This window comes from Curtobacterium sp. MCPF17_047, assembly GCF_003234045.1.
GTDB lineage: Bacteria > Actinomycetota > Actinomycetes > Actinomycetales > Microbacteriaceae > Curtobacterium.
Map to the genome: position 1 here is coordinate 1 of NZ_QKSF01000012.1, position 25,730 is coordinate 25,730.

The 25,730-nt window shown below is 71.1% G+C and carries 24 protein-coding genes and 1 pseudogene; 11 read left to right on the top strand and 14 right to left on the bottom strand.

Annotated elements, in window-relative coordinates:
- Positions 1-387 precede the first annotated feature (387 nt).
- The 3 genes from rlmN to DEJ33_RS12660 form a co-directional block, all read right to left on the bottom strand.
- Positions 388-1,620: a 23S rRNA (adenine(2503)-C(2))-methyltransferase RlmN gene (gene rlmN / locus DEJ33_RS12650; RefSeq protein WP_110905192.1), complete on the bottom strand. Its 1,233-nt coding sequence runs from the start codon at positions 1,618-1,620 to the stop codon at positions 388-390.
- A gap of 109 nt (positions 1,621-1,729) precedes the next feature.
- A complete protein-coding gene (locus tag DEJ33_RS12655) occupies positions 1,730-2,638 on the bottom strand; it encodes a C40 family peptidase (protein ID WP_111195162.1) in 909 nt (302 codons plus the stop codon).
- Positions 2,639-2,807: 169 nt separating this feature from the next.
- Positions 2,808-3,524 carry a pyridoxamine 5'-phosphate oxidase family protein gene (locus tag DEJ33_RS12660; RefSeq protein WP_111195163.1) on the bottom strand — a complete coding sequence of 239 codons (717 nt, stop codon included), beginning with the start codon at positions 3,522-3,524 and terminating at the stop codon, positions 2,808-2,810.
- Positions 3,525-3,581: 57 nt separating this feature from the next.
- On the opposite strand from DEJ33_RS12660, the gene DEJ33_RS12665 reads away from it, so the two are divergent.
- Positions 3,582-5,075: a PLP-dependent aminotransferase family protein gene (locus DEJ33_RS12665; protein WP_181437308.1), complete on the top strand. Its 1,494-nt coding sequence runs from the start codon at positions 3,582-3,584 to the stop codon at positions 5,073-5,075.
- Positions 5,076-5,132: 57 nt separating this feature from the next.
- Here DEJ33_RS12665 and DEJ33_RS17300 read toward each other — a convergent pair whose 3' ends face one another.
- On the bottom strand, positions 5,133-5,300 hold the full coding sequence (locus DEJ33_RS17300) for a hypothetical protein (protein WP_181432950.1): 168 nt from the start codon (positions 5,298-5,300) through the stop codon (positions 5,133-5,135).
- Between the two features lie 409 nt (positions 5,301-5,709).
- On the opposite strand from DEJ33_RS17300, the gene DEJ33_RS12675 reads away from it, so the two are divergent.
- On the top strand, positions 5,710-6,174 hold the full coding sequence (locus tag DEJ33_RS12675; protein ID WP_111078930.1) for a MarR family winged helix-turn-helix transcriptional regulator: 465 nt from the start codon (positions 5,710-5,712) through the stop codon (positions 6,172-6,174).
- A gap of 62 nt (positions 6,175-6,236) precedes the next feature.
- Here DEJ33_RS12675 and DEJ33_RS12680 read toward each other — a convergent pair whose 3' ends face one another.
- Positions 6,237-6,785, bottom strand: coding sequence for a hypothetical protein (locus DEJ33_RS12680; RefSeq protein ID WP_111078929.1), 549 nt, complete (start codon positions 6,783-6,785; stop codon positions 6,237-6,239).
- A 101-nt stretch (positions 6,786-6,886) separates the two neighbouring features.
- Positions 6,887-7,636: a hypothetical protein gene (locus tag DEJ33_RS12685; RefSeq protein WP_146242622.1), complete on the bottom strand. Its 750-nt coding sequence runs from the start codon at positions 7,634-7,636 to the stop codon at positions 6,887-6,889.
- 149 nt (positions 7,637-7,785) lie between these two features.
- Here DEJ33_RS12685 and DEJ33_RS12690 point away from each other — a divergent pair, with 149 nt between their 5' ends.
- Complete coding sequence (locus DEJ33_RS12690) at positions 7,786-9,009, top strand: MFS transporter (protein WP_111078927.1); 1,224 nt, start codon at positions 7,786-7,788, stop codon at positions 9,007-9,009.
- A gap of 80 nt (positions 9,010-9,089) precedes the next feature.
- Here the strand turns inward: DEJ33_RS12690 and DEJ33_RS12695 are convergent, their stop codons facing one another.
- Positions 9,090-9,968 carry an SMP-30/gluconolactonase/LRE family protein gene (locus tag DEJ33_RS12695; protein WP_181437309.1) on the bottom strand — a complete coding sequence of 293 codons (879 nt, stop codon included), beginning with the start codon at positions 9,966-9,968 and terminating at the stop codon, positions 9,090-9,092.
- A gap of 158 nt (positions 9,969-10,126) precedes the next feature.
- Entirely contained in the window at positions 10,127-10,984 is an 858-nt protein-coding gene (locus DEJ33_RS12700; protein ID WP_111078925.1) for a helix-turn-helix transcriptional regulator, read from the bottom strand.
- A gap of 181 nt (positions 10,985-11,165) precedes the next feature.
- Here DEJ33_RS12700 and DEJ33_RS12705 point away from each other — a divergent pair, with 181 nt between their 5' ends.
- Positions 11,166-11,858, top strand: a complete 693-nt coding sequence (locus DEJ33_RS12705) for an SDR family NAD(P)-dependent oxidoreductase (RefSeq protein WP_111078924.1) — start codon at positions 11,166-11,168, stop codon at positions 11,856-11,858.
- Between the two features lie 136 nt (positions 11,859-11,994).
- Here the strand turns inward: DEJ33_RS12705 and DEJ33_RS12710 are convergent, their stop codons facing one another.
- Positions 11,995-12,609 (bottom strand): hypothetical protein, encoded by a 615-nt coding sequence (locus DEJ33_RS12710; protein ID WP_111078923.1) that lies wholly within the window; start codon positions 12,607-12,609, stop codon positions 11,995-11,997.
- 40 nt (positions 12,610-12,649) lie between these two features.
- Positions 12,650-13,060, bottom strand: coding sequence for a nuclear transport factor 2 family protein (locus DEJ33_RS12715; protein ID WP_111195168.1), 411 nt, complete (start codon positions 13,058-13,060; stop codon positions 12,650-12,652).
- 85 nt (positions 13,061-13,145) lie between these two features.
- On the opposite strand from DEJ33_RS12715, the gene DEJ33_RS12720 reads away from it, so the two are divergent.
- The gene (locus tag DEJ33_RS12720) at positions 13,146-13,778 is read left to right on the top strand and encodes a TetR/AcrR family transcriptional regulator (RefSeq protein WP_111078920.1); all 633 of its coding nucleotides are present in this window, start codon (positions 13,146-13,148) and stop codon (positions 13,776-13,778) included.
- A gap of 19 nt (positions 13,779-13,797) precedes the next feature.
- On the top strand, positions 13,798-14,229 hold the full coding sequence (locus DEJ33_RS12725; protein ID WP_258378165.1) for a VOC family protein: 432 nt from the start codon (positions 13,798-13,800) through the stop codon (positions 14,227-14,229).
- Here the strand turns inward: DEJ33_RS12725 and DEJ33_RS12730 are convergent.
- Positions 14,204-14,689: a hypothetical protein gene (locus DEJ33_RS12730; RefSeq protein WP_181432952.1), complete on the bottom strand. Its 486-nt coding sequence runs from the start codon at positions 14,687-14,689 to the stop codon at positions 14,204-14,206. The genes DEJ33_RS12725 and DEJ33_RS12730 overlap by 26 nt on opposite strands.
- 44 nt (positions 14,690-14,733) lie before the next feature.
- Here DEJ33_RS12730 and DEJ33_RS17625 point away from each other — a divergent pair.
- A pseudogene (locus tag DEJ33_RS17625) lies at positions 14,734-15,089 on the top strand (transposase); the annotation flags it as partial.
- Positions 15,090-15,564: 475 nt separating this feature from the next.
- Here DEJ33_RS17625 and DEJ33_RS16965 read toward each other — a convergent pair.
- Positions 15,565-15,909, bottom strand: coding sequence for a hypothetical protein (locus DEJ33_RS16965; RefSeq protein WP_146242623.1), 345 nt, complete (start codon positions 15,907-15,909; stop codon positions 15,565-15,567).
- A gap of 345 nt (positions 15,910-16,254) precedes the next feature.
- Here DEJ33_RS16965 and DEJ33_RS12740 point away from each other — a divergent pair, with 345 nt between their 5' ends.
- Genes DEJ33_RS12740 through DEJ33_RS12755 form a run of 4 tightly spaced genes read left to right on the top strand, consistent with a single transcriptional unit; the run spans position 16,255 to position 23,598 of the window.
- On the top strand, positions 16,255-19,311 hold the full coding sequence (locus DEJ33_RS12740; RefSeq protein WP_146242624.1) for an FtsX-like permease family protein: 3,057 nt from the start codon (positions 16,255-16,257) through the stop codon (positions 19,309-19,311).
- Positions 19,308-22,040, top strand: a complete 2,733-nt coding sequence (locus DEJ33_RS12745) for a hypothetical protein (protein ID WP_111078917.1) — start codon at positions 19,308-19,310, stop codon at positions 22,038-22,040. The genes DEJ33_RS12740 and DEJ33_RS12745 overlap by 4 nt, the downstream gene beginning before the upstream one ends.
- Positions 22,037-22,939: an ABC transporter ATP-binding protein gene (locus DEJ33_RS12750; RefSeq protein ID WP_111078916.1), complete on the top strand. Its 903-nt coding sequence runs from the start codon at positions 22,037-22,039 to the stop codon at positions 22,937-22,939. Before DEJ33_RS12745 ends, DEJ33_RS12750 begins: the two co-directional genes overlap by 4 nt.
- On the top strand, positions 22,936-23,598 hold the full coding sequence (locus tag DEJ33_RS12755; RefSeq protein WP_111078915.1) for an ABC transporter ATP-binding protein: 663 nt from the start codon (positions 22,936-22,938) through the stop codon (positions 23,596-23,598). Before DEJ33_RS12750 ends, DEJ33_RS12755 begins: the two co-directional genes overlap by 4 nt.
- Before the next feature lie 49 nt (positions 23,599-23,647).
- Here the strand turns inward: DEJ33_RS12755 and DEJ33_RS12760 are convergent, their stop codons facing one another.
- Both DEJ33_RS12760 and DEJ33_RS12765 read right to left on the bottom strand, forming a co-directional pair.
- A complete protein-coding gene (locus DEJ33_RS12760) occupies positions 23,648-24,784 on the bottom strand; it encodes a low temperature requirement protein A (RefSeq protein ID WP_181436600.1) in 1,137 nt (378 codons plus the stop codon).
- A 182-nt stretch (positions 24,785-24,966) separates the two neighbouring features.
- Entirely contained in the window at positions 24,967-25,626 is a 660-nt protein-coding gene (locus tag DEJ33_RS12765; RefSeq protein WP_258378167.1) for a GntR family transcriptional regulator, read from the bottom strand.
- Between the last annotated feature and the right edge of the window lie 104 nt (positions 25,627-25,730).

Here is a 25,730-nt window from a genome sequence, read left to right on the forward strand (position 1 = left end):
TCGAGCACGAGGTCAATAAAATTGGCATTGACAATGTGCACGCTGTTGAGTTCTCAAGGACCAGACGCACTCCCCACACAACACCAACACGATGTCACGCCAGAGAGGCTGGTTCGTTGCCCGGGGAAGCACGGGGCCGGATTGCATCTTCCAGGTCAGTGACCCGGTCAGTGTCTCGGCCGTTCCGTTCTCCGCCTCAGCGGCAACGAGTGATTACTTTACGCACGGGTGAACGGCAGCACCAAGCCAGCTCGACACCCGGGCGTGTCGCGTTGTACGCGGGGTCATGGGTACGCGCCCCCAGGAACGCCGGAAGGCGCGGTGCGAACCCGCACCGCGCCTCCTGGCAGACCCGTCGCCATGGCGACCGGCATCGAGAACGCTCCGTCAGTCGGCCGCGGCCAACTGCCCGCAGGCACCGTCGATCTCCTTGCCGCGGGTGTCGCGGAGGGTGGTCGGGATGCCGGCGGCGTTGAGTCGGCGGACGAACTCGTCCTGCACGTGGACCTCGGACGACGTCCACACGGAGCCGGGCGTCGGGTTCAGCGGGATCGGGTTGACGTGCACCCAGCCCTTCCCACGCTTGTTGAGCTTCTCCGCCAGCAGGTCAGCTCGCCAGGCGTGGTCGTTCATGTCCTTGATGAGCGCGTACTCGATCGACACTCGCCGACCGGTCTTCACGTAGTAGTTGTGGGCGGCGTCGATCGCCTCGTCGGCCTTCCACTTCGAGTTCACCGGGATGAGCTCGTCACGGAGTTCGTCGTCGGGTGCGTGCAGCGAGAGCGCGAAGGTCACGGGGATGTCCTCTTCCGCGAGCTTGAGCATCGCTGGCACCAGCCCCACGGTCGAGATCGTGATGCCGCGGGCACTCATGCCCAGGCCGTTCGGCTGCGGAGCGACCATGATCCGCACGGCGTCCATCACGCGCTTGTAGTTCGCCAGCGGCTCCCCCATGCCCATGAACACGATGTTCGTCACGCGCTCGGCGTCGACACGGTCCTGCCCGCCCTTGCGCGGGTCTCCCCCGAGTTCCCCGGCGGCGATGGCGGCGTTCGCGCGGACGATCTGCTCGATGATCTCGGCCGTCGACATGTTCCGGGTGAGGCCGGCCTGTCCGGTCGCGCAGAACGGGCAGTTCATCCCACAGCCGGCCTGGGACGAGACGCAGAGGGTGATGCGACCGGGGTAGCGCATGAGCACCGACTCGACCAGGGCGCCGTCGTGCAGCTTCCAGAGGAACTTGATCGTGTCGCCCTTGTCGGTCTCGAGACGACGGGTCTCGGTCAGCAGGGGCGGCAGCATCCCGGCGACGAGTTCCTCGCGCTGGGCCGCCGGCAGGTCGGTCATCTTCGCCGGGTCGGACGTGTAGTGCGTGAAGTAGTGGGTGGCGAGCTGCTTGGCGCGGAACCCGGGCAGCCCGAGTTCCTTCACCTTGGCTTCGCGCTCTGCCACCGTCAGGTCCGCCAGGTGCACCGGCGGCTTGCCCCGCTTCGGGGACGCGAACTGCAGCAGCGGCCGACCGTCGGTCCCGGTCGCCTGCTGCCATCCTTCGGTGCGCGGGCGCACCTGCGGGCGGGCAGAGCGCTGCTCCTCGAACGGTGTGCGGGTGTCGGTGGCCATCACTCCAGCTTACGGGAGGCCCGCAACCCCTCGAGCGCGCCGGTCCGGCCCGTCAGGTGGTCGCCGCCCCGGGGGTCCGAGTCCTGGTCCGGGTACGGGTGGTCGCCGCTCAGGAACCGGTGGGCAGGAGCCGGCTGAAGTGGTGCGCGGCCGGGTACATCGGGACGATGTCGACGACCTCGCCCGGGTGCGGTGCCTGGAGCACGAGCCCCTGGCCGAGGTACAGGCCGACGTGGTCCTCGTCGTCGTAGACCACCATGTCGCCCGGCAGCGCCTCGGACTCGGGCACCGTCGTCGCAGCGGCGTCCTGTGTCGGGACGTAGTGGGCGAGCTGGATGCCGACCGCCTGGTACGCCACCATCGTCAGCCCGGAGCAGTCGATGCCCGCATGGCTGGCACCGCCCTCGACGTAGGGGTCGCCGAGGTACTGCAGTGCCGTCTGGAGCACGGTGGCGCGGTCGCCGCCGGCCGAGAGCGCAGCCGACAGTGCCGACTTCGCCTGGGTCTCGGTCACGCCGAAGCGGAGCACCAGGGTCGGGTACGACACGATCGAGGTGGTCGTCACACCGTCCGAGGACACGATCGGCACCTGGACGTCGTGGGCGACCGTGTAGGTCTGCAGGTCCTGCGACGTGGTGGTGGTCGCCGGAGCGGGGACGGCCGTCGCAGCCTCCGCCGGGATCGACAGCGACAGGGTCGAGGTGATCGCGAGCGCCGGGGCGAGGAGCAGCGCGGCACGCTTGGCGTTCGCGGCGCGGCGGACGTGGCGCGGGTCGGCGACGCGCTCGGCACGGAGTGCGGCGTTCCGTGAGACGAAGGCGTTCGTCGTCGGCTGCACGGCTCGGGTGGGAGCGAGCGCGACCACGCGGGCCGGGCGGCGGTGCTCGACGAAGGTGGAGCGGGCGAGGCCCGGACCCGTTGCGGAGCGGCGGCCACGGGTGCGCGGTCCGGGTGTGGAGGTCGGGACGGGTGCGGCTCGACGGTCGTCGTCGAGTGCGGGCAGAGCGTGGCGTCCCATGGTTCCTTCCGGGTCCGAGGCGCCCGGTCTGAGCGGCGACTCGGGAAGATAACGTATTGGTCACGAACCTGATCTCGCCTGGGGAACCGGGCCGCGAACCTGCGGTCCGTCACAGGCTCGCCGGCCCCACGGATGACGCCGACCCGACGCGTCTCACCGGCGGAACTCGTCACGCGGAGGCGAGCCGGGCCTCCCGTCCCTCGGCGAGCGCGTCGAGTCGTGCGGCGAGCGCGACCACGGAGGCATCGACCGGGGTTGCCGCGTCCGCGGCGAGCGCGCCGGGCACCGGTGCCCCCGCCCGGAGTGCGACGGGCAGGACGCCGGCCCAGGTGCGGTGATCCTCGCCGTCGTCGGGTGACTCCCCCACACCGGCGGCGCGGACCTTGACGCTGGCGGCGTCGAGCGGGAGTTGCAGGACCTGGGTCTGGCGGACCTCCTTCGCGGTCATCTCGCGCAGTTCCGCCCGACGACCCGGCATGAGGTGGTCGGACACCTGGCGGAGCGCGTCCGCCCGGAGCTCGGCCGGCACCACGGTGGCCCGTCCGACCACCATCGCGCTGCGGTAGTTCGCCGAGCTGTCGAAGGTCGAGCGGGCGAAGACGATGCCGTCGACGTGGGTGATCGTGGCCGAGACGGGGACGCCGTTCGCGCCGGCGTCGAGGAAGAGTCCGCCGCCGGTCGAGCCGTGCAGCAGCAGGACCGGTCCGGCACCGAGGTCGCCGACGCCGTAGAGGAAGGGCAGCACGATCGGGAAGCCGTCGCGGACCAGGCCGACGTGGGCGACGAAGCCCTCGGCGAGGACCTGGCGGAGGGCCTCGGGGTCGGTCTGCTGGCGGTCGCGGAGGCGTCGGACGGTCAGGGAGGGCAGGGCGTCGTCGGTGGGCACACCTCGACGCTAGGGTCGGGACTGGATCAGCACGTAGACCAGATCGGGGCAGTTCGAGTGGACCAGTCGAGCAAGGTGGCCGCCGTCGTCGCCCGGGTCCGACGACTGGTCCACGACGGGACGCTCGGCGCCGACGACCCGCTGCCGTCCACTCGTGCCCTGGCGGCCGAGCTCGGGGTGGCGCGCGGGACCGTGGTGGCGGCGTACGAGCAGCTCGACGGCGAGGGCTACATCCGGACGCGTCACGGGGCCGCTGCACGGGTGGTCGGGGGCGCGGCCTCCGGCGCGGGGACCCGGCCGGTCGCGTCCGACGCGGACCCGGGTCCCCGGGTGGGCGGCGGGACGAACGTGGACCGTGCCTCCCGCCCGGGGCCGCCGCTGGACTGTCGGCCGGGGATCCCCGCCGTCACCGCGATCAGCCCGCGGGACTGGCGGGCGGCATGGCGGGCTGCCGCCGAGGCACCGCTGCGCAACGAACTGTCGAACCCGCTGGGCCTCCCCGCGCTGCGGGAGCAGGTCGTCGCGCAGCTCGGTCTGGCGCGCGGCTTCAGCCCGCCGGTGTCCGACGTCGTGGTCGCGGCGGGGACCTCGGAGGCACTCTCGCTGCTCGTCGAGGCACTCCGGTCCCGGCTCGGTCGTGCCCCGCGCATCGCGGTCGAAGACCCCGGCTACCGCTCCGGCCACCGCGCGCTGACGAGTGCGGGCGCGGAACTCGTCGCCGTGCCGGTCGGGCCGGACGGCATCGACCTGGCGGTCCTCGCGACGACGTCGGCCGACGCGGTCGTCGTCTCGCCGACGCACCAGTACCCGCTCGGGTCCGTGATGCCGGTCGGCCACCGGCGGGCGCTCCTCACGCAGGCCGCCGTGGCGGGGATGGTCGTCGTCGAGGACGACTACGACTCCGAGCTCAGACACCGTGGCACACCCGTTCCGGCGCTCGCGGCGCTCGACACCGAGGGGGTGGTCGTGCACCTCGGCGGGTTCTCGAAGACCCTCGACCCGCGGTTGCGGTGCGCCTACGTCGTCCTGCCGGGCTCGGCCGGTCCGCTCCGTGACGCGGTCGTCGCCGCTCGGACGTCGCGTGGCGCCGTCGTTGCGGAGCCGGTGCAGGTCGCGATCGCCCACCTGCTCCGGACCGGCGCGTACCGGCGGCACCTGGGCCGGGTCCGGCGGGACTACACGCACCGCCGTGAGCGGATCGCGCTCCGGCTGACGGACAGCGCGGTCCCCGGCCTGGAGGCTCGTGCCCTGACCGGTGGGCTGCACGCGGTCCTGACGTGGCCGGCTCCGGCGGCGTGTGCGCCTGTGACGGGCGCTGGTGCGGCCGTTCCGTCCGGCGCGGACGTGGCGGCGCAGGCGGCTGCGGCCGGGGTCCTCGTGGCAGACCTCGCGGACTACGAGACCGAGCGGTCCGGCCCCGGGGCGGCGCTCGGGTACGGAATCGCGCTCGGGTACGGGGTGGTGCTCGGCTACGGGGCGGTGACGCTGCCGGAACTCGACCGGGCGCTCGACGTGGTGCTCGCGGCGATCCGCGGACCGGTGGCGACCTGACCGGAGTGGTGCAGCCTCCCGGCCGTCACGGATGACGTCGAGGACGCACGCGGTCGGTCACCGTCGGCGGACGCGCTCCGTGGTGCCGGTGCGCCAGAGGTCGTCCAAGGACGGGACCGGCATGTCCGCCGGGATGGCCCAGCCCCGTCGCGCCGCCTTGCGGGCCGAACGGTAGGTGGTGACGTGGAGCGGCTCCACGTCGTGGTTCGATTCGTACTTCGTCATGGCGTGCTCCCTGTTCACGGCGCCCACCCTCCGCTGGCGATGTCCGGCTCCGGAAGACGGGGCCTGCGACCACCCGCGGACTGCGGGACGCGAGACGAACTCTCTTCTTGGCGGGGACGCTACGTGACGTCGGAGGCGGCCGGGTGAACTGCACCGGAAGACAGCGCCATGCGGACGACGCCGCTGCGGTGAGACGCCGGCGTCACTGCGAGACGCCCCTGAACGACCGAGACGCCGCGGACTTCGGCGGCGTCTGGGCATCGCGTCGGCGTTTCGGGGGCTCAGCGGCGCCTCGGGCTGTGCGGCGCCTCGGGCTCCGCGGCGCCTCGGCCTCGGCGCCTCGGGCTGTGTGGCGCCTCTGCTCGCCGCGGATGTGCGTCCGGGCCGTCGCGGGCGGCAGGATGGTCGCATGTCTGATGCACCTCCCGAGGGGATCGACGAACTGCTCGCAGCCTCGCGAGGACTCCTCGGAGTCGTCGCACGGTCCCTGGCCCCGGCGCTCGAGGACGTCACGGTCCCGCAGTTCCGCCTGATCGTCCTCGTCACCACCCTCGGCCCGACCCGCTCCGGCGACCTGGCCGAACGACTGGCGGTCGGGCCGTCCACCCTCACCCGCAACGTCGACCGGCTCGTCGCGGACGGCTGGGTCGAACGACTGCCGAGCGCGGAGAGCCGCCGCGAGGTGCTCGTCGGCGCCACGGATCAGGGTCGCGCGCTGGTCGCCGACGTCATGGAGCGCCGTCGCGTCGAGATCGTCGGGCTGCTCGCGAGCCTCGGGGAGGACGAGCGCGCCACCGTGTTCGCCGGAGCCGCGGTGCTCCGACGGGCCATGCACGAACCGCTGCTCGAGGAGATCTCGGGCTTCGGCGGGTGAGGTCCTCGCGGCAGCGCTGACCGTCCGAGCTCAGCTCTGTCCGGGTTCAGCCCCGTCCGAGTTCAGCCCCGTTCGGCCTTCTCCCGCGTCGCACGCGCACGCGCCTTCTGCCGAGCGGCCTTCTCCCGACGCCGCCGCAGCTTCGGGTCGTGTCGCCGACGGTGCACCACCACCGGCACGCCGACGCCCAGGAAGACCACGCTGCTGATCGCCACCCCCACCGACCGGTGCAGCGCGCGGGTGTTCCGGTCACGCGCAGCGTCCGACGCCGGCACCACGGAGTCCCGATCGCCCGGGTCGACGAGCACCGCGAACCGCTGTCCGCGGTGGAAGGCGTCCTCGTCGCGCGACGAGTACCGCTCGAGCTCGGTGGTGCTGCTCCACCCGTCGACGGTCTGCTGTGTGGTCGGGATCCACTCGTCCCAACTGCTGTGCCGACCGTGGTGGTGTTGCTTCCGGACGCTTACCACCTCGGCGGTGGCGCGCACCCCGATGCGATGGAGTTCCACGTTCTGGTCGTGCGCCGCGACCGCCGGACCGAGCCCGAACGCCGTGACGATCAGGCCCAGCGTGCCGAAGTAACCCAACAGGTTCGGCAGGAGCTGCCACACCCCGGCTCCGAACCGACGCCAGGTGAGCGGCTGGGCCGGTCGGCGAGGACGTCGACGACGAGCGGGCCGCCGCCCGGGGTGCCCGGGTCGAGCAGGTCGGGTCACGCCCCGACCTCCGGACACGCGTCGACGTGTGGGTCCGCGTCGGCCTCCGACACCGCGTGCCGCCGCAGATCCCGTCGGCGGACGACGATCAACGCAACGATGACGGCGAGGACCACCGGGAGCAGGAGGACCGGCGGGAAGGAGTACGGGTTCCCTGCGACGAGGCCGGTCAGCAGGAAGAACGGCCCGGTCGACAGCACCGACGAGGCGAGGGCCACCACCACCCAGCCCCACACGACCAGGCGCGTCAGTTGAAGATCGCGGGCCGCGAGGTCGTTCGAGGCGTAGTGCGGCGCCGGTCGTCGGAGCGCCCGACGCGCGAGGGCCAGCACGAAGGCCAGGACGATGCCGAACAACACCAGCGCCCCGACGAAGCCGCCGGGGCCGAAGCTCAGTCCGAGCCCGAGGCTCAGGCTGGCACCGATCGACAGCGGGATGCACACGAGGACGACCCCGACGTGCACGAGCCGCTGCGCCGGCCCTGCGACCAGCATGCCGAGTCCGGCGAGGACGGCCGCGACGGGGACACCGCCGAAGACCAGCCCCAGGACCGCCTGGCCGAGGGGTTCCGGCAGTCGCAGGAGCCGCCCGAACGGCAGGCTCAGGAGCGCAGCGTTGACCACGACGACGGCGACCAGGACGATCGTCGCGAACACCCACGAGCCCGCACCCGGCCCCGCCGACGGCTCGGCCGCCCTCGCCCCCGCGTGCTCCTCGTCCGGCCACGGCACTGCTGGACCCGTCATGTGTTCCCCCTGTCCCCTCCTTCCATCCTGCCCACCTCGGCCGCTGGCGTCCGGGAGGCCCGCCGCAGCCGAGCGCGTCTCGGTCCGGGGACGACGGGCAGCGACCGTCACACCGGAATGGACGGCGCCGGAGCGCGCTTGTCGCGTCCATGACCTCACCAGCGGATCGACGCGGATGGCTCAGCGTCCTGTCGGTCGCCCTCGGCTCGTTCGTCCTCGTGCTCTCGGAGTTCCTGCCCATCGGGCTCCTGCCCGCCATCGCCGACGACCTGCACGTCGGCATCGGCACGGCTGGCCTCATGGTCGTCTTCACGGGCCTGACCGGCGCGGTCGCCGCCCCGGTCGTGACCGTCGCCACGTCGCGACTGGATCGTCGGACCGTGCTGCTCGGTCTGACGGTCCTGCTCGTGGTCGCGGACGCGCTGGCGGCACTGGCCCCGACGTTCTGGGTCCTCCTCGTCGCACGCATGCTGCTCGGGGTCGGCATCGGCGGGTTCTGGGCGATCGGGGCCGGGATCGCGGGCCGCCTCGTCCCGCCGGCGTCCGTCATCCGAGCGACGTCGCTGATCACGGCCGGGGTCTCGGTCGCGACGGTGGTGAGCCTGCCGCTCGGCGCCTTCGTGTCGTCGCTCGCGAGTTGGCGGCTGGCGTTCGTCATCGGCGGCGCGCTCGGCATCGTGGCACTCGTGCTGCAGCTCGCGATGCTGCCGCGCATCCCGTCGGTTCAGCGGGTGCGCTTCGCGACGCTCGGCGGACTGCTCCGGGTGCAGCGCGCCCGGGTCGGGCTCATCGCGACGGCGTTCCTCTTCGTCGCCCAGTTCGCCGCGTACACCTACGTCGCGCCGTACCTGCAGGAGTCCGTGCGCGTCGGCCCGGACACCGTCACGCTGGCGCTGCTCGTGTTCGGTGTCGCCGGCATCGCGGGGAACTTCGTCGCGGGCGTGACGCTGAGCCGGAACGTCATCGGCACGATCGGGGTGTCGAAGATCGTCCTGGCCGCCGCCGTCGTCATGCTGCCCCTCGCGGCGCACTCGGTCGTCGGGGTGTTCGCCCTGCTCGTCGTGTGGGGCTTCGTCTGGGGCGCCCTGCCGCTCGGGACCCAGACGTGGATGTCGACCGCGTCCCCCGGCGGTTCGGAGAGCGGTCTGGCCCTGTTCGTCACGACGATCCAGTTGGCGATCGCGGCCGGCTCCGTGGTCGGGGGCGTGGCCGTGACGGGCTTCGGGCTCGCCGCCGACTTCTGGTTCGCCGGTGCCGTCGCGGTCATCGGCGCGGTCGTGCTCCTGTCGCTCGGCTCGCGACGGTCGAGCGCCGTGCCCGGGGTCGCACCCGCACCCGCGACCGGACCGGTTGCGACCGCAGCGGCGGACTGAACGGGTCCCGGACGGCGCGGTGCCGGACGGGAAGCATGAGCCGGACGGGAGGCGCGACTCCGTCCCGGTGCGATAGCCCTTCAGCCGACGTGCGAGCCGGGCACCGGAACCCGCACCGCACTGATCCGTCCGGCGTGCGTCCGGGCCGTGGTCGCCGGGTCGTAGCTGTCCGCCGTCGCCAGGTACAGCGTCCGCCCGTCCTCGCCGCCGAGGGCGCAGTCGATCGCACACCGACCGGGAGCGTCGATGCGGTCCGTGACCTCGCCCCCTTCGACGACCCGGAGGAACTCCCCCGTGTCGACCGAGCACACCCAGATCGCACCCTCGGCGTCGACCGTGCTGCCGTCGGGGGTGACGCCCTCGGGCAGCGCTGCCCACTCGCGGCGCCCGGTCAGGGACCCGTCGGGTTCGATGTCGAACGCCGTCAGCTTCCCGCCCCACGTCTCACTGACCACCAGGGTGCAGGTGCCGGGCAGGACGTTCGCACTGTTCGGGAACACCAGACCCTCGGCCGCCAGGCGGAACGACCCGTCCTGCTCGATGACGTAGAGGGGACCCGGACGGAGTTCCTCGCCGGCGTAGAGGTCGTAGCCGAACGCGCCGATGTAGGTCCGGCCGGTCTCGGGGTCGACGACCAGGTCGTTGACGAGCGACGACTCGACCGACGACAGGTCCGCGAAGACGCTCGTCGCGCCGTCATCCTCGACGGCCACGACCGTGCGGGACTCCATCGAGCTGACGATCAGGCGACCGTCCGGCAGCCAGCCGAGGCCGGACGACTGCCCGGCGACCGTGGCCTCGAGACGGGGAGCGGCGTCCGCGCCGCCGTCCGGGTCGATCGAGAAGACCTCGCCGGTGTGCATGTCCGAGTACCAGAGCCGACCCTCGTGCCAGCGGTTCCCCTCGGGGAAGCGGATGCCGGTGACGACGTCGGTCGCGGAGTCCAGGGTGATGTGCACCAGGCCAGCATGCCAGCCGCCCCACTGCCCGATCGCAGCATGTGTCCGGGCTGCTCGTCGACAGCTGGAACTCGAAAACGCCGAGGGCCGGTCCGGCACGTGGTCACCGCCGCCAGCTGTGACCGGCGCTGTCGATCGCGACGAGCAGGTCCCGAGGGTCAGGCCTCGGTGGGGAACGCCGCATGGACGGCACGGACACGGAGGAAGTCGAGCTTCTCCGCGTCCGTGCCGCTCTCGGTCGTGGAGTACACGACGAGCTTCACGTCGGAGTCGGGCACGGTGAGGACGTCGCAATCGAGCGTGACGTCCCCGACGAGCGGGCTGTGCACGGTCTTCACCATCGAACGGTGAGCGGCCGCACGCCCCTCGTCCCACAGCAGGGCGAAGCGCGGGCTCTCGGCGCGGACCCGGGCGATGAAGGCCCGGAGCCGGGTGTCACCGTCCAGCACGGCTGCGGTCCGGCGGAGGTCGGCGACGAGGGCACGTTCGAAGCTGTCGGGGCCGCCGTGGGCGGTCGCGACGTCGGCGATGCTGTCGTCGATGAACGTCTGGACGATGAGGTTCTGATTCGGATCGCTGCGCGTCGACGGTGCCCCGAAGAGGGCCTGCCACAGCGGCGTGGAGTGCAGCAGCGTCCAGTCCGCGGCGAACACCGCCAGGGGCAGGTCGGCCATGCGGACGACCATCCGCTGCACACCCGGCGGGATGTGGTGCGAGACCGTCCCCGTCCGGGGCGGAGCGAGGCCGGCGGCATGGTGGAGGAGGTCGGTCTCCGTGCGGTCGAGCTGCAGGGCCCGGGCGAGCGACGTGACGATCTGCGCCGACGGCGTCCGCGAGCGCCCCTGTTCCAGTCGCATCACGTAGTCGACACTGACGCCGGCGAGTTGCGCGAGCTCTTCACGGCGGAGGCCCGTCGTCCGCCGCTGCCCGGAGGACTCCATCCCGACGTCCGCCGGGAGCAGCCGTCCTCGCCATGCGCGGAGCAGCTGGGCGAGGGTGTCGTCGTCAGCGGGCATGGCCCCATCATCCGCCGATCGCAGGTCCGCAGCCTGGTACCGCTCGTCCCAGGCAGCCGGGCCTGGGACGCTCGGGCGTCGGGTAGCACGATCCGTCCCTGGCTGACCATCGTCGCCTCCGCACACCCTGGACTCCGATCCGCAGCGGCTCGATCCGCTGCCCGCAGAACCAGGGAGCATCATGACCACCACCCTCATCACCGGCGGCAACAAGGGCCTCGGCCGCGAGACCGCACGACGCCTGGTCGGCGCCGGCCACACCGTGTGGATCGGAGCCCGTGACGCCGATCGCGGCCGCGAGGCTGCCGAGGCCCTCGGCGCCTCGTTCGTGCAACTCGACGTGACGGACGACACGTCCGTCACGTCGGCGGTCGCCACGGTCCGCGAGCAGGCCGGGCACCTCGACGTGCTCGTCAACAACGCCGGGATCCTGGGCGACGTCACCGCTCCCGAGCACATGACCGTCGAGCAACTCCGCACCGTCTACGAGACGAACGTGTTCGGGGTCGTCCGTGTCACCAACGCGTTCCTGCCGCTCCTCCGGCTGGCGGAGGCTCCGTCGGTCGTCAACGTGACCAGCGGACTGGGGTCCTTCACGCTGGTCCACGACCCGGACCGTGTCGAGTCCCAGTACCCCTTCGCCGCCTACGGGTCCTCGAAGACGGCCCTGACGATGCTGACCATGCAGTACGCCAAGACCACACCCGACGTGCGCTTCAACGCCGTCGACCCGGGACAGACCGCCACGGAGTTCACCGGGCACCTCGGCCACAGCGTCTCCGAGGGTGCCGACGCCGCGGTCCGCATCGCGACCCTCGGTTCCGACACGCCGACCGGGACGGTGACCGACCGCGAGGGCGTCCTGCCCTGGTGACGAGGGACGTGCCCGAGTGACGGGCGAGGCGGGCTGGTCGCGTCCCTCCAGGAAGGGAGTCGCCTGGAGGGGCGCGACCTGCGGGACGCGGAACCGCTTCGAGATCCCCGTGCCCGAGGAGAGCCCGGCGGACCCGTCATGCGGTCGGCCTCCCGGCGAGGGCCGTCTCGATCTTCGAGATCGTCCGCCGCATGGCGTACTCGTCGTGGTTCTGCTGGTCATCGAGCATCCAGAGGTGCACGGTCGCCGTGCCGGCGTCCCGCGACACGGCCTCGCTCGGGGCGAGGGCGATCGCGATCCCCCACCGGTTCGTACTGCCGAGCGGGGTCCCGTCACTGAACACCTCGAGGCCGGTGACCTCCTGCCGTGTGGCGATCGGGATCCCCGCCCCGCCGCCGTCGTCCGGCCAGGCCGTGATGCCGTTCCGGTCGAAGCCGAGGTCGCACGGGAACCAGACCCGGAGGCCCGGGCGCCAGGCGTCGAGCTCGTCGTAGGTCGAACCCGTGGGGTAGGCGTCGACGAAGAACGTGCCCGGGCTCACCTCGCTCTTCCGCTGGAGACGCTCCCGGCGACGACGGTTGCCCACCGTGATGACGAGGCCGGCGCCGAAGCCGATCGTGACGAGGCCGCCGAGCCGGAGCACCTGGAGCAGCACCTGCGTGTCATCGGTTCCGACGAGGAGCGCGAGGACGATCGTGGCCGCGCCGAACACACCGGTGAGCAGGGCCAGGAGGATCGTCGACGGTCGCATGGCTCGACGATGCCAGACGGGGGTCAGGTCAGTGCACGCATCAGTGCTCACCACCGGAAGCAGTGCGGACGGGCAGGATGACGCGGCTCGCGATCAACCAGCGACCCTCGTGCAGCGCGACCGTGTCGTCGTACACCACCCCGTGCACGGCGCCGTCGTGCATGATCATCAGCCCCTTCGAGCGCACTGATGCCGTCGCCCCTCGGGTCTCCGTGATGACGATGTTGGTCACGAAGTGCGACAACGGCGCGTGTCCGGAAGCGAACAGCTGCCCCGCGGCGGCCCGCAGTGCATCGAGACCCTGGAACGCACCCATCCCCGAGCTCGTCATGTCGTAGGTCGCGTCCGGGGTGAACACCTCCCCGAGCTGGTCCAACCGGTTCTCGTCCACCACGAACGCGTGACGGGCGAGCGTCTCGGAGATCTGGGAGCGGTCTTCGACAGTGAGCATGAGCTCCTCCTTGTTTGGTACTCGGTACCGTAACACACACGGTACCGATCGGGACCAAGTGCGATGATGGCGGTACGATCGGTTCATGGCAGAACAGATCGCTGGTGCGGAGAAGGCCTCGCTGACCCTGGTCGAGCGGAAGCAGCTCGCAGCGCGGAGTCGGATCATCGAGGCGGCCGATGCTCTGTTCGCCGAGCGGGGCTTCGATGCGGTCTCGGTCACGGACATCGCCGAGCGTGCGGAGGTGGGGCGGACCACGTTCTTCCGGCACTTCGGGGACAAGACCGAGGTCGTCTTCGCCAAGGAGCAGGCCGTGTTCGACGCGATCGGCACCACGACGTCCACGGCGTGGGATCCTCGGCAGTCCGTGGCGTCACTCGCAGGGGCGCTCCGCGCACTCGAACCGCTCGTCCTCCGGTTGTGCGCTCAGGCCACCACCGATCTCGCCGCCTACCGACGCCACGTCCTGCTCGTCGACGCACACGAGGAACTGCGGGCGCGCGAAGCGGTGAAGCACCAGTACATCGCGCAGGAGTTCACACGAGTGCTCCTCGAGCACGACGCCCCGCTCGACGTCGCCACCATCGCGGGGCAACTCGCGGTGGCCTGCTACTCCAGCGGCCGCATCCTGGCCACGGACCCCGCCGACCTCGTCACCACGACAGCCGATGCGTTCCGCCGTGCCCTCGCAGTGCCTCCCGCAGAGCCGACGCACTGAAGCAATGAACCGCTCTGCGATGCGCACAGACCAGGACACCACTACGGTGCTCGACATGAGTGTGACGGGCATCGGTGGGCTCTTCTTCCGGAGCCGCGACCCTGAGGCGCGAGCGGCTTGGTACCGGAAGTACCTCGGTGTCGACGCCGGAGCGGACACGGTGTGGCACCAGGACGCGGGGATGACCGTCTTCGCACCGTTCCGTGCCGACGATGAGTACTTCGCACTCGACCAGCCCTTCATGATCAACCTCAGGGTGGAAGCGCTCGACGAACTCGTCGCCCGGCTGGAGGCAGCGGGTGTCGCGGTCGAGCGCCGGCCTGAGTGGGAGACGGAGTACGGGCTTCGTCCGCGTCCACGATCCGGAGGGTCTGCCGCTGGAGCTGTGGGAACCGAGGTCGCACGAGAGTCCCGGCGAGCGGTGATCAGCGGCGGCTCGGGTTCGTCCTGACCGGGGCCACTCCCGTCTCGGTGGTGGATCCTGCACGCGCACGGTCCGATGTCGCAGCCTCTCCCGACGGTGACGAACCGATGACCAGGTGCCGCTCGTGCCGCTGGAGTTCGCACTCGTGTCCCCGTGATCCGTCGACGCCCGCGGTTGCTGCCCAGCTACTGAGGAGGTCGAGGGCCTCGCGGTGCTCGGTACCGACCTCGGCCGTGTAGAGGAAGAGCGTCTGGTCGGGGTCGCCGGGCAGGCTGACGGATTCGTACTGCAGGGTGAGGTCTCCGACGATCGGATGGCGGAACCGCTTGTCGCCGTGGGTGCGTTGGAACACTCGGTGTTCCTGCCACCAGACGGCGAACTCACTGCTCGCGATCGTCAGCTCGCCGACGAGGGCTTGGGTTGCAGGGTCGTGCGAGTTCCGGCCAGCCTCGAGTCGGAGGTTCTCCACGACGACGCGTGCCTGCATCTCCCAATCCGCGAAACCCGTTCGCTCACCAGCCCCGCTCCGGCAGATACCTGAGCCAAGAAGAGCGGTTGCAGATCGCAGACCTACGCCAGGACGGTGAGGGCGTGCGTGCAATCGCCAAAGCACTCGGTTGGGCGCCGTCGACGATCAGTCGTGAGCTGACGAGGAACGCCGCGGCCGGCGGGAGCTACCGGCCGTACTCCGCCGAGAAGCGATGCCGGGCACGAGCGCGCCGGCCGAAACCGCGGAAGCTCGCCCTGCCGAGGCCGACGACCGAGCTGTTCCCGGCCATTGGGAAGGCGATCTGATCATCGGGATCAACGCCAGGAGCGCGATCGGCACCCTCGTCGAGCGCACCACCCGGTACGTGCTGCTGCTGCATCTCCCTGACGGGCACGGCGCCGACGCGGTCCGTGACGCGATGATCCCCACCATCCGCACCGGCTCCTCACAATTTTGTCCTGACGAGGATCGTTCAGCGGTCCGTGCGCCGGAGCGAGTTGAGATCGCGAACCAACTCCGCGACGCGGGACGATCCGAGCCGAGCAGTCAAGGACTCGGAGAACGAGCGCGACCAGATGCCTTCCACCTCCTGCACGGTGACGTTTCCGTGCTCGAGCAGGATCCCGGCCAAGGCCATGGCCTCTGGTGCGTATTCGTCCCCCGGGGTTCCGTCATCACTTCCCGGCGCGAGACCGTACGGGTCCACAGCGGTCACCAACTCGAGAGCACCGGACGCGGCGAGTTCGAAGTCGTCGCAAGGGACTTGACCAACGCTGCTTCCCACTGCACCTGAACCAGCGCGCCCAAACGCCGGGGCAACGCAAAACGAGCCGCCCCAGGGAAGGGGCGACTCGTTTCGTGCTTCTGCCACGTCAGCCGGCAGTCGGCATGTCCTCCGGCTCGACAGATTCCACGCGCTCATCCGTCCAGTAGGACGACGAGGGGTCACCCTTCGGACCAACAGATGTCAGCGGCGCCGGAGTCACCGTCTGATCGCCAACGTCGCCGGCAGACGTACCGTTGCCACACCCGCTGAGCAGGCCAGCAGCTGCAACCACCACTCCCACCATCAGCATCCGTCGCAGCATCATCAGCTCATCTCGTTGTGCATGCTCAGCACGGCGTTCCCATTCGGAGTCGTGATCAGATACGCCGTCCCACTCAAAGTACGCCTCGGCGTCACGCCGTAGAGCTAGCCGACGTTCGGCGTCGGCCACGAGCTGTACCAGGGGCCACGGGAAGCTGATGAAGACCGTTCGGATGCCGATCGGCTACCAAACGGTCAGGTCACGTTCTCAGAGAACGAGCGACCCGCTTCGTCCCACTTCTGCGAGGCCGCTTCTGGTGAGGACGCGACGCGGCGTTGTCAGCTTCCGTGTCCGCCGCTGCGACCGACGTTCCAAGCAGACGAGCATGTTCGAGCGCGAGAAGGACAGCACACATACGTCATCTGACGCATTCGGGCACCTGCCGCTGTCACTACCGTCGTTGCGACTACGTTTCAGCGCGAGGGAACTCATTTCATCCTCGTCGTTAACGGTGGAAAGGTGCGTCCCCGGCGAATGGATTTGCCGTCCCTGCTGTTCCGTCGTTCACTCGCGCGGTGGCGGTTCCTCGTCCCGCTCGCGCTCGTCCTGGCGGCCCTCACCGCGCTCCCGCTCCTGCTGACTGCAGCCGTAGACACGGTATCCGCCGCCGGATCCACCGCCTTCGTCCATGACCAGCCCGCACGTGCCGCGTCGGTCCGCGTCGAGGAGGACCTCGACACGGCAGCGACGGAGCAGGCCCATGCCGTCGCCGCGGCGATCACTGAGCACTTCCCGCGCCACAGTGTCGACGTCGTCCGGGGTACCCACTCCACCGCGGACCTGGTCGACGGTCGGGCGGTGGAAATCGCAGCGATTCCCGACCTTGCACGGGTGGCACGACTGAGGGCCGGCGAGTGGGTCGGCGAGGGGTCCCCCGGCGCGATTGCCGGGGTGCTGCAGGTAGACGCAGCCCGTCGGCTCGGCGTGACCGTCGGCAGCACGATCGCCGTGGGCGACCCGGACGAGCCCATTGACGTGCTGATCGTCGGGACCTGGCGGGCCGACGACCCCGGTGCTGCCCGTTGGTTCGGCGCCTCCGATGTGGGTTCCGGGCGAGACGGCGACGCCGTCGGGCCCCTGGTCGTCGCGGCGGACGACCTGGTTGCGGTCACCGGCACAGCAAGGGCCACGTGGACCATCACGCCGTCCGCGGGACTCCTGACGCCGGCGGACGTGCAGGACGTTCGTCGTGGAATCGCCGCCGTGACGACGGCCGCGTCGGGTGGCAGCTCCGTCCTGGCGGGCGCCGACGTCTCCGGGACGCTGGACGCGACGTTGGCGGAGGTCCAGGCGTCGGTGCGGACCGAGACGGCGCTCGTCACCGTCGCGATGGCGGTGATTGCGGTCGTCGGGACGTTGACCGTCATCCTCCTCGTGACGCTCGTCGCCCGGTCGCGGGAGGCCGAGGACCGGCTCCTGACAGCGCGCGGAGCCTCCGTCGGCCAACGACTCCGGTGGGCTGTGCTCGAGGGGCTGGGCGTCGGTCTGCTCGGCGCCGCGGCCGGGACCGTGCTGGTCGTCGCCGCGGTCCTCCTCGGCGTCGGCGGCAGCTCGGTGAGCGGGGCTGTGGTGGATCCAGCTCGGGTGCTCCTCGTGGTGCTCCTCGTCGTGCTGGTCGCCGTACTGTCGAACGGCGGGGCGGCGCTCCGTCTCGGGCAGCGCGACGGAGCGGGACGGGCCGGTTGGTGGACCGCCGCCCCGGCGGTTCTCTTCACCGCAGCAGCGGGCTTCACCGTGTGGCGGCTCGGGTCCGCCAGCGCGCCGGGCCGCGTCACCGGGGATGGGTTCGTCCTCGACCCGGTCGCGTCGGCGGCGCCGGTCGTCGTGGTGCTCGCCGGGTCCGCGGTGTCCGCCCTCGCGGTCCTGGTCGCCTCCCGGGTCGCAGCGCGCGGCGTCCGGCGCACGCGGCGCCTTCTGCCTGCGTTGACCGTGCGCCGACTGGCCCGTGGGTGGTCGACCGTTGCACCCGTTGTGGTCATCGTCGTGATCGCTGTGTCCACCGGTGGCTTCGCGGCCGGGTTCGCGGCGACGAGCGCCCGGGTCGAACGGGTGACGGCGATGGCCGTGGTCGGGCCGGAGGTGCGTGTGGTGTCCGACGGCGATGCCGTGGTCTCCGACGACACCCCGGACCAGGGCATCGACCGCCCACTGGACGGAGCGACCGCGATCGGACCGGTCCTGACCGATACGGTCCGTACCGGTGGCTCCGAAATCCCTTTCACGGCGCTTCCGAGGTCGGTGATGCCCCTCGCGGTCCCGTCCTTGGACGCCCGGAATGCGGCGGCATTGCATCACGACGTCGCCGGCGTGCCACTGCCGGCTGGCACGACGCGGGTGCGGGTCGTCGTCCGCAGCGCGGTACCGACGCTCAACGGCGTCGAGCGCGTCGACGCCCGCGGCTCCTTGCGGTACTCGCTCTGGGTTGGTGACAGTTCCGGTGTCGTGCGGTCCTTCACGCTCGCCGGTGCAGACGGGGAACAGATGCCGACCGGCACCAGCACGACCCTGACGGCGACGCTGCCCGCCGACCACCGCTGGCGAGTCCTGGCGGTGGCACCGACCCTGACGTTCTCCGTCCGACCGGCGGAGGTCGACGCCACCGTGAGCCCCGCCACGAGACCTGCACGCCTGCGGGTTGCACTGCACGCCCGGGTCCTGGGAGTGGACGACGCCGTCGGGACCGCCGACGTCGAGGACCTGACCGCGGCCCCGATCGTGCGGCTCGGAGCGCCGGCGATCGCCGGGCGCCTCCCGGTCGTGGTGACCGCTGCGACTGCGGCCAGCCTCGGGGCAAGGGTCGGCACCAACCTGGACTTGACCCTTGCCTCGACGAGCGCGGCGGTGCGTGCGCGAATCGCCGCCGTCGTCCCGCGCGTCTCCGGGACGTCCTCACAGTCCGGGATTGTCGCCGACCTGCGGACCCTCACCGACGCGTCCGTCCTGGGCGGCGGCGCCATCCAGGGCGCGCCCGGGACCGTGCCCCGGGTCGACGAGACGTGGATCGCGAGCTCGGATCTCCCTGCGACGACAGCTTCTGTGCTCCGTGCCCTGCCGGTTCCGGGCAGCGTCGTGACGACCGCCTCGGCATATCCCGGACGGATCGTCGATGTTGCTCGCGCCGTACTCGTGGGTGTGGCCGTCTTCGCGGCGCTGTCGGCAGCACTCGTGATCGCGGCCGTGTCCGTCGTGACCGGCCGCTCGTCGCCGACCGTCGTCCTCCGGTCGCTCGGCGTGGCGCCCGGAGCCGCCGCACGTGCACGCGCCACCGAGGTCGGCGGACCCGTCGTCGTGGCGCTCGCACTCGGTTTCGTCAGCGCGGTCGTCGTGGTCGCGCTCACCGCTGCCCCGTTCGCGCACGGCTCCGTCCCTACCTCCCTCGGCCTGGTGGACGTCGGGCCGACAGCCGCCGTCCGCGACGTCCTCCTGGTGCCGGCCGCGATCGCGGTCGTCACCGCCGTCGCGGCCATCGTCGCAGCGCGCTCCGTGGCGAGACGCATGGATCGGACGACCGCCGGGGAGGCGGACGGGTGACGGCGGCGACCTGGAGGGCCGCGCTGCGGATCCTGCGCATCCACCGTCAGCCGCTGGTCGTGATCGCGGCCGTGACGCTCATCGCCGCCTTCATCGGCGGCACTGCCGTGCCGGCGCTCGACGCGCTCGCGAGCGCCGGTACCCGTGCTGACCTCCACCGGTCGACGGACCGCGAACGGGACCTCGAGGCGACGTTCGCCGTCGTCGCTCCGGACAGCGTCGGCGGTGACCCGCAGAAGGCGTTCGACGGCGTCGCCGGAGACCTCGCCGCCAACCATCGCCGCATGCCCGCAGAGCTCCGCGCGTCGACGGGAGCCGGCCAGTGGGTGGCAATGACCCCCTTCGCCGCGCTCGACCCCTTGCCGTCGAAGGTGCCTGCCTCCGTCGCGCTCGCCAGCGACCCCGATGCCGCGCAACGGGTCCGGTTCGTCCAGGGCCGCGCTCCGTCCCCTTCGAAGGACAGCAGCGCCATCGAGGTGATCGTCTCTGAGCGCGTAGCGGGGGCCATCGGGTGGCACGTCGGCGAAGAGCGGACCATAAGCGACGCCACAGGGACGACAACGCTGCGATTGACCGGGATCTACACGGCGCGCGACCGACACGATCCGGCGTGGGGCCACACACCCGACGCACTCAGACCGGCAGCCACCGGGACGAGTGACGGCGGAACCGCGTTCGCGGGAAGCGCCTACACCGCACCCGGGTCCTTCGGCGCGGTGGCCGGTACCGGCCGAGTGACCCTCGGACGAGCGTGGTTCCCGTTGCACCAGCACTCGATCACTGCAGAGATGCGGACGCAGCTCATCTCGGACACCCGCAGGTTCCTCTCCATCCGTCAGCCACTGCCCGCGACCGCCGCGGAGAAAGCGGTCTTCACCACCGACCTCCCCCAGTTACTGCGCGCCTCGGCAGCTCGGGACGCGACGGTGCGGACCCTCGCCGCAGCGCTCGGCTCCGGTCCTGCCGGCGCCGTAGTCGCCCTGCAGTTCCTGCTCGCCGCACTCCTGCTCCGACGTGCACGTCCGCAACTCGAACTGCTCAGCGCCCGCGGAGCGAGCCCGGCGACGATCCGGATGATCGCGGCGGCACTCGTTCTCCCTGCAGTGGTACCGGCGGCGCTGGTCGGTGGGGCGCTCGCGGTGCTGGTGTCGGCGTCGTCCGCCGGTGACGCCCCGGGGGGCACGGGGACGGCCGTCGGTGCGACGGTCCTCACGGTCCTGCTGTCCTGCGCGGCCGCGGCGGCTTCCGCGCCGACCGATCGGCTTCGGACGCCCTCGCCCCGTCTGCGCTGGACCGGTGCGGGAGTTCTCGTCGCGGTGACAGTCGCCTCGGTCGCTGTGACTGTGCGTGATGGCCTCGACACGGCGGCGCCCGGCGGCGCAGTGGACCCGGTGGTGGCGGTCCTCCCGCTCGCGTTGGCGACGTGCGGCGCGTTGCTCGTGGTCCGGGTGCTGCCGCTGGTCGCCCGGATCGTCACGGAGCGGGGTCGCCGTCGTCGTGGACTCGGGACGTTCCTCGGCGGTGCCGCGTTGTCGCGGTCCGGTCCGGGAGGGGCGGTGCCGCTCGCGGTCGCCGTGATCGGGCTGGTTGTCGCACTGTTCGCGACGGTCGTCGGCAGCACGCTCGAGCACGGTGTGGCCGACGCAGCCCGGCGGTCCGTCGCGGCCGACGTGTCGGTCTCGGCCGACGGTCTGGACGTCGACGACGTCAGACGGATCAAGGCGGTGCGAGGTGTCAGCGACGCGGTCGGCGTTTCCACGACGGATGAAGTCACCTTCGACACCACCCACGGCAGCGTCTCCGCAGTCGTGCTCGTCGCCGACACCGCCACGCTCCGTCGGGTCCAGGCCAGCATCCCCGGCGCCCTGCCGACGCCGGATGCGCTCCGGCGGGCTGAGGGGCACACGGTCCCCGTCCTCGTCTCACGGACCCTCTTCGCCGCCACCGGCCGGGCGTCTGAGGTGCTCTCGACACACACCCGGGTGGTCGCCACCGCGCCCAACGCCGTCCCGTTCACCGCGGCGAAGCGGTGGGTACTCGTCGACGACCGCTTCGCCGCGGACCTCACGGAGACGGGAAGCGTCGACCGCGTGCTCGTCCGGCTGACGCCCGGAGCCCACGCCGCGGCGGTCGCCACCGCGGTCCGCCGAGCGGCTCACGGTGCGCAGGTCACCGTCGCCGCCGACGCGGAGCGTGCCCTCGCAGCGGACCCGCGGATCCCCGGCGCGCGGATGATCGCCACGGCCGCGTCAGGGCTGGGCGGGGCGTTCGGCGTCGGTGCGCTCCTGGTCGACGCCGTCCTGACCGCACCGGTCCGTCGACGGCGGTCCGCACTGCTCGACATGCTCGGTCTCGAGCGCCGCCGGACCGGCCGCGTCACGGTCGTCGAGAGCCTGCCGACGCTGGTCGCGGTCCCGGTGACGGCGGTGCTCGTCGCTGCCGCGGTGGTCGCCCTGACGCTGCCGGCCGCCGACCTCCGGTCCTTCACGGGCGGCGCCGTCAGGCCAGCCGTCACCGTCGACCCGACACTGTTTGGGATCGTCCTCGCGGCGACGCTGTTGTCGCTGGTCGGCGTCCTGGCCGTCACCGTTCACCTGTCGCTGCCTAGACGCCCCGACCCTCCCGGCGGCGCCCAACCGACCACAAGCACCGCGACGACGAGCACGGCGAGGACGACGACCAGGGACCGCCCACGCGGATCGCACCGCAGGAACAGGGAGAACCGTTGAGCACCAGCACCAGCACCAGCACCGTCGCGATCACCGCGGACGTCGTCTGCCGTGACCTGGTCCGTATTTTCCGGACTCGTGATGTCGAAGTCCAGGCCCTCCAAGGACTCAACCTCGTCGTGCGACCGGGTGAGATGGTCGCCGTCGTCGGCGCCTCGGGGAGCGGGAAATCGACCCTGCTGACGATCCTCTCCGGACTGGACGCACCGTCCGCCGGGCAAGCCGTCGTCGCCGGGGTCGACATCGGCACCCTCACCGCACGCGGCCGAACGGCGTTCCACCGGACCGGTGTCGGCTTCGTGTGGCAGCAGACCACACGCAACCTCATCGCGTACCTCACCGTGCAGCAGAACGTCGCCGCGGTGCTCACCATCGCCGGCGTCCGCGGCCGGCCGCGTGCCGAGCGCGTCGAGGAGGTCCTCGACCTGGTCGGGATGCGAGCGCACGGCGACCGGCTCCCCGGCACGCTGCCGGGTGGCCTGCAACAGCTGGCGGCCCTGGCCGTCGCACTCGCGAACCGACCCCGGGTGCTCCTCGCCGACGAACCGACCGGGGCACTCGACCGGGACACCGCCACGGCCGTGCTCGCGGCCATGCGCGCCGTGAACGAACACGAAGGGGTCACCGTGCTCATCGTCACCCACGACCAGGACGTGGCGGAGCAGGTCCGTCGGACGGTCCGCATCCGAGACGGCCGCACGTCGACCGAGACCATCCGGGACGACGTCGGACGTGCCTCCGGTGAGGAGTTCGCGGTCATCGATGACGCCGGCCGCCTCCAACTGCCCGAGTCCTTCCAGGTGGCCCTCGGCCTGCGCGACCTCGTGCGGTTGACGCTCGAGGACGACCACGTCGCCGTACACCGCGGGGACGCCGACGCGACGGGACTGCGCCGGTGACCGGTCCGGTGCTCAGCGCGGTCGATCTGGGGCGCGACCACGAGACGGCAGCGGGAACGGTCCGCGCGCTCGGCGCGGTCGACCTCACTGCCGACCGCGGTGAACTCGTCGTCGTTCGCGGAGCGTCCGGATCCGGGAAGACCACGTTGCTCCGCCTACTCGGCGGCCTCGACGTCCCGACCCGTGGCAGAGTCCTCGTCGACGGCGTCCCGCTCGGTGAGCGCGACGAGGTCGGGCTCCGCGCGCTCCGTCGTGACCGGATCGCGTTCGTCTTCCAGGACTTCGCCCTGTTGCCGGTGCTCACCGCCGCCGAGAACGTCGAGATGCCGCTGCGCATCCGCCGGGTCTCACCCCGTCGCCGCGATGCCGCCGTCGTCGATGCGCTCCGGAAGGTCGGGCTGACGGGGCACGAGGCCCAGTTCCCCGACGAGCTCTCGGGCGGCCAGCAGCAGCGGGTCGCGATCGCCCGGGCGGTGGTCGGCGGCGCGGCCCTGCTGCTCGCGGACGAACCAACCGCGCAGCTCGACAGTGCGACGGCCGCGGGCATCGTCGATGTCGTGGCGGACCTCGTCGACCGCACCGGGCTCGCCGTGGTCGTCACCACGTCCGACGACGCCTTCCTCGATCACGCGACTCGCGTCGTTGAACTGGAGCGGTGAGCGAGCGCGAGCAGAGCCGCGCTCAACAGCGGGGCCCACTCGCGCTCCCTCACAGCTCGACAGGGCGTCCGAGGTTCCCCTCGTCGGTGTCGCGCCTCCGTGCGCTGACGGCGTCGGTCACGACGACAACTCCGAGGACCAGGACCAACGCCCACTCCATGGCCAACGGCGGCACAACGCCGTGCAGGGGAATGAGCGCAAGAGACACCAACAATGCCGGGACGTGGGAGCGGAACGGCGCATTGCTGAGCGAGAGCCGGAAGAGGAGGTTCGCGCTCAGGCAGACGACGTTCGCGCCGATGAGCAGAACCGCAGTCCACGGAGGCGTCGATGCTTCCCCCGCCTGTTCGAACGCGATGTCGGTCGCGGCAGCACTCAGCACGATGCCGAAGACCAGCAGCGCGGCGGTGTAGCTGTACGTGTTCCTCGCTATCGCCCCGGTCTGGTCCGCGCCACGGATTCGACGGCTTCCGAGTGACTCGCTGCGGTCGAAGTACAGGAACCACAGCAGCACCGTGTGCGCGAACGCTGCAGTGAGGCTGACCAGCGCGAGCGGGCCGGGCAGTGCCTCGGCGATGTGCTCGCCGATCAGCGCGATGGACTCACCGAGCGCGATGAGGACGAACAGTGAGACGCGTTCTGCAAGGTGCGCGCCCCGGATCTTCCATGCGTGGTACTGGGTGTGACCGAGGCCGGGAACGGCGTAGAGCATCACCGGACCGAGGAGGTCCACGACCACCGCGAGAGTCCACCAGAGCAGTGGCTCCGCGGTGAACGCTCCGATGACCCACAAGGGTGCCGACGCGACGACCCAGAGGGTGAGGTTGACGAAGTTCGCGGCGTCGTCACGTCGGTTCTGCCAGAGCGCGAGAAGCGCGAACAGAGGCCTCCCGAGGTTCATCACGACGAGCGTGATCGCGAACGCAGCTCCGCCTCCGTGCAGTACGTCACCGATCGTGCCGCTGAGCACGAGACTCGCGGCCATCAGGCTGATGAGCAGACCCCGAACGGGGCCACGGTTCGGATCGAGCCAGTTCGTGACCCACCCTGTCGAGATCCACGTCCACCAGATTGCGGTACCGAGAAGGACGGTGGCCAGCAGGCGGTGCCAGGTCTGCTCGTGCACCAGCAGCTGTGTCAGGGCAGTGATCGCATAGACGAACACCAGGTCGAAGAAGAGCTCCATGTAGCCGACGCGGTCGGCGTTTTCTCCGTCGTCCGGCCGGTGTAGGTCGGTGCGGAACCCGAATCGTGGTGTCCGGTGGCCCCCGAGCATGATGCTGGCTCTCCTCGCCTCGGGGGGAGCTTGCCGCACTGGACACGCCGCCGCATCCGAACGATGACGTATCTGGAGGAGCCGCGGTCGTTTCAGCTCCCTGCCTGGGCAGCGAGTTCGGCGAGCGTGCGGTAGGTGAGCATGTGGTGTTTGAGCGCTGTGGACACTGCGACGACGTCGCCGGCCTTCCGCGATTCAGCGAGTGCCTGAAGTATCTGCTCGTGCCGTTGACGCTGGAGGGAGAGGACGTTCATCGGCAGGTCAGCGGGGATCGGCACCAGTAACGCCCGCTCACCCACCCGTCGGTGCAGCGCGATGAGTTCCGGTAGCTCCGTTGATTCCACGAATGCGAAGTGGAACTGCATGTCAGCTTGCATGGACGCTGCGGGGTCGCCCGCGGCTGCAGCGGCGTCCATCCGGCCGAGGGCTTCCGCCACTTCAGGGAGAACCGGCCGTTCTGTCTCCGTCAAGAACCGGGCCGCAGCGGTCTCGTAGCTCCAGCGAATGAGGTTGAGTTCGACGAGGTTGTCCTCGGTCCACTCTCGGACTCGGAACGGGTAGTTCTGCTGCTTGGTCATGAGCCCATCTGCGACGAGTTGGTTGCACGCGTCGCGGACCGGCGCGCGGCTGACGTGCAGTTCGCGAGCTATGACGGAATCCGCCACGTCAGCTCCCGCGGGGAGCCGACCGTCGAGGATTCGAGCGCGGAGTTCGTCGAACACACGCTGCCCCAGAGTCGAGCTCTGGAGCATTGGGAAGTCGAGTGCGTCTTCGTCCACGCCTTGAGAGTAGTGAGAACACCGCTCAGCGTGGTGGTGGCGATGCGACAGGCGGGGATCCCAGTGAGATCACCCGC

Excerpts from the sequence above, each read along its gene's own strand:
- rlmN (WP_110905192.1), bottom strand. The coding sequence starts at position 1,620 with ATGGCCACCGACACCCGCACACCGTTCGAGGAGCAGCGCTCTGCCCGC.
- DEJ33_RS12655 (WP_111195162.1), bottom strand. The coding sequence starts at position 2,638 with ATGGGACGCCACGCTCTGCCCGCACTCGACGACGACCGTCGAGCCGCA.
- DEJ33_RS17300 (WP_181432950.1), bottom strand. The coding sequence starts at position 5,300 with ATGACGAAGTACGAATCGAACCACGACGTGGAGCCGCTCCACGTCACC.
- DEJ33_RS12675 (WP_111078930.1), top strand. The coding sequence starts at position 5,710 with ATGTCTGATGCACCTCCCGAGGGGATCGACGAACTGCTCGCAGCCTCG.
- DEJ33_RS12685 (WP_146242622.1), bottom strand. The coding sequence starts at position 7,636 with ATGACGGGTCCAGCAGTGCCGTGGCCGGACGAGGAGCACGCGGGGGCG.
- DEJ33_RS12690 (WP_111078927.1), top strand. The coding sequence starts at position 7,786 with ATGACCTCACCAGCGGATCGACGCGGATGGCTCAGCGTCCTGTCGGTC.
- DEJ33_RS12700 (WP_111078925.1), bottom strand. The coding sequence starts at position 10,984 with ATGCCCGCTGACGACGACACCCTCGCCCAGCTGCTCCGCGCATGGCGA.
- DEJ33_RS12705 (WP_111078924.1), top strand. The coding sequence starts at position 11,166 with ATGACCACCACCCTCATCACCGGCGGCAACAAGGGCCTCGGCCGCGAG.
- DEJ33_RS12710 (WP_111078923.1), bottom strand. The coding sequence starts at position 12,609 with ATGCGACCGTCGACGATCCTCCTGGCCCTGCTCACCGGTGTGTTCGGC.
- DEJ33_RS12715 (WP_111195168.1), bottom strand. The coding sequence starts at position 13,060 with ATGCTCACTGTCGAAGACCGCTCCCAGATCTCCGAGACGCTCGCCCGT.
- DEJ33_RS12720 (WP_111078920.1), top strand. The coding sequence starts at position 13,146 with ATGGCAGAACAGATCGCTGGTGCGGAGAAGGCCTCGCTGACCCTGGTC.
- DEJ33_RS12725 (WP_258378165.1), top strand. The coding sequence starts at position 13,798 with ATGCGCACAGACCAGGACACCACTACGGTGCTCGACATGAGTGTGACG.
- DEJ33_RS12730 (WP_181432952.1), bottom strand. The coding sequence starts at position 14,689 with ATGCAGGCACGCGTCGTCGTGGAGAACCTCCGACTCGAGGCTGGCCGG.
- DEJ33_RS12740 (WP_146242624.1), top strand. The coding sequence starts at position 16,255 with ATGGATTTGCCGTCCCTGCTGTTCCGTCGTTCACTCGCGCGGTGGCGG.
- DEJ33_RS12760 (WP_181436600.1), bottom strand. The coding sequence starts at position 24,784 with ATGGAGCTCTTCTTCGACCTGGTGTTCGTCTATGCGATCACTGCCCTG.
- DEJ33_RS12765 (WP_258378167.1), bottom strand. The coding sequence starts at position 25,626 with ATGCTCCAGAGCTCGACTCTGGGGCAGCGTGTGTTCGACGAACTCCGC.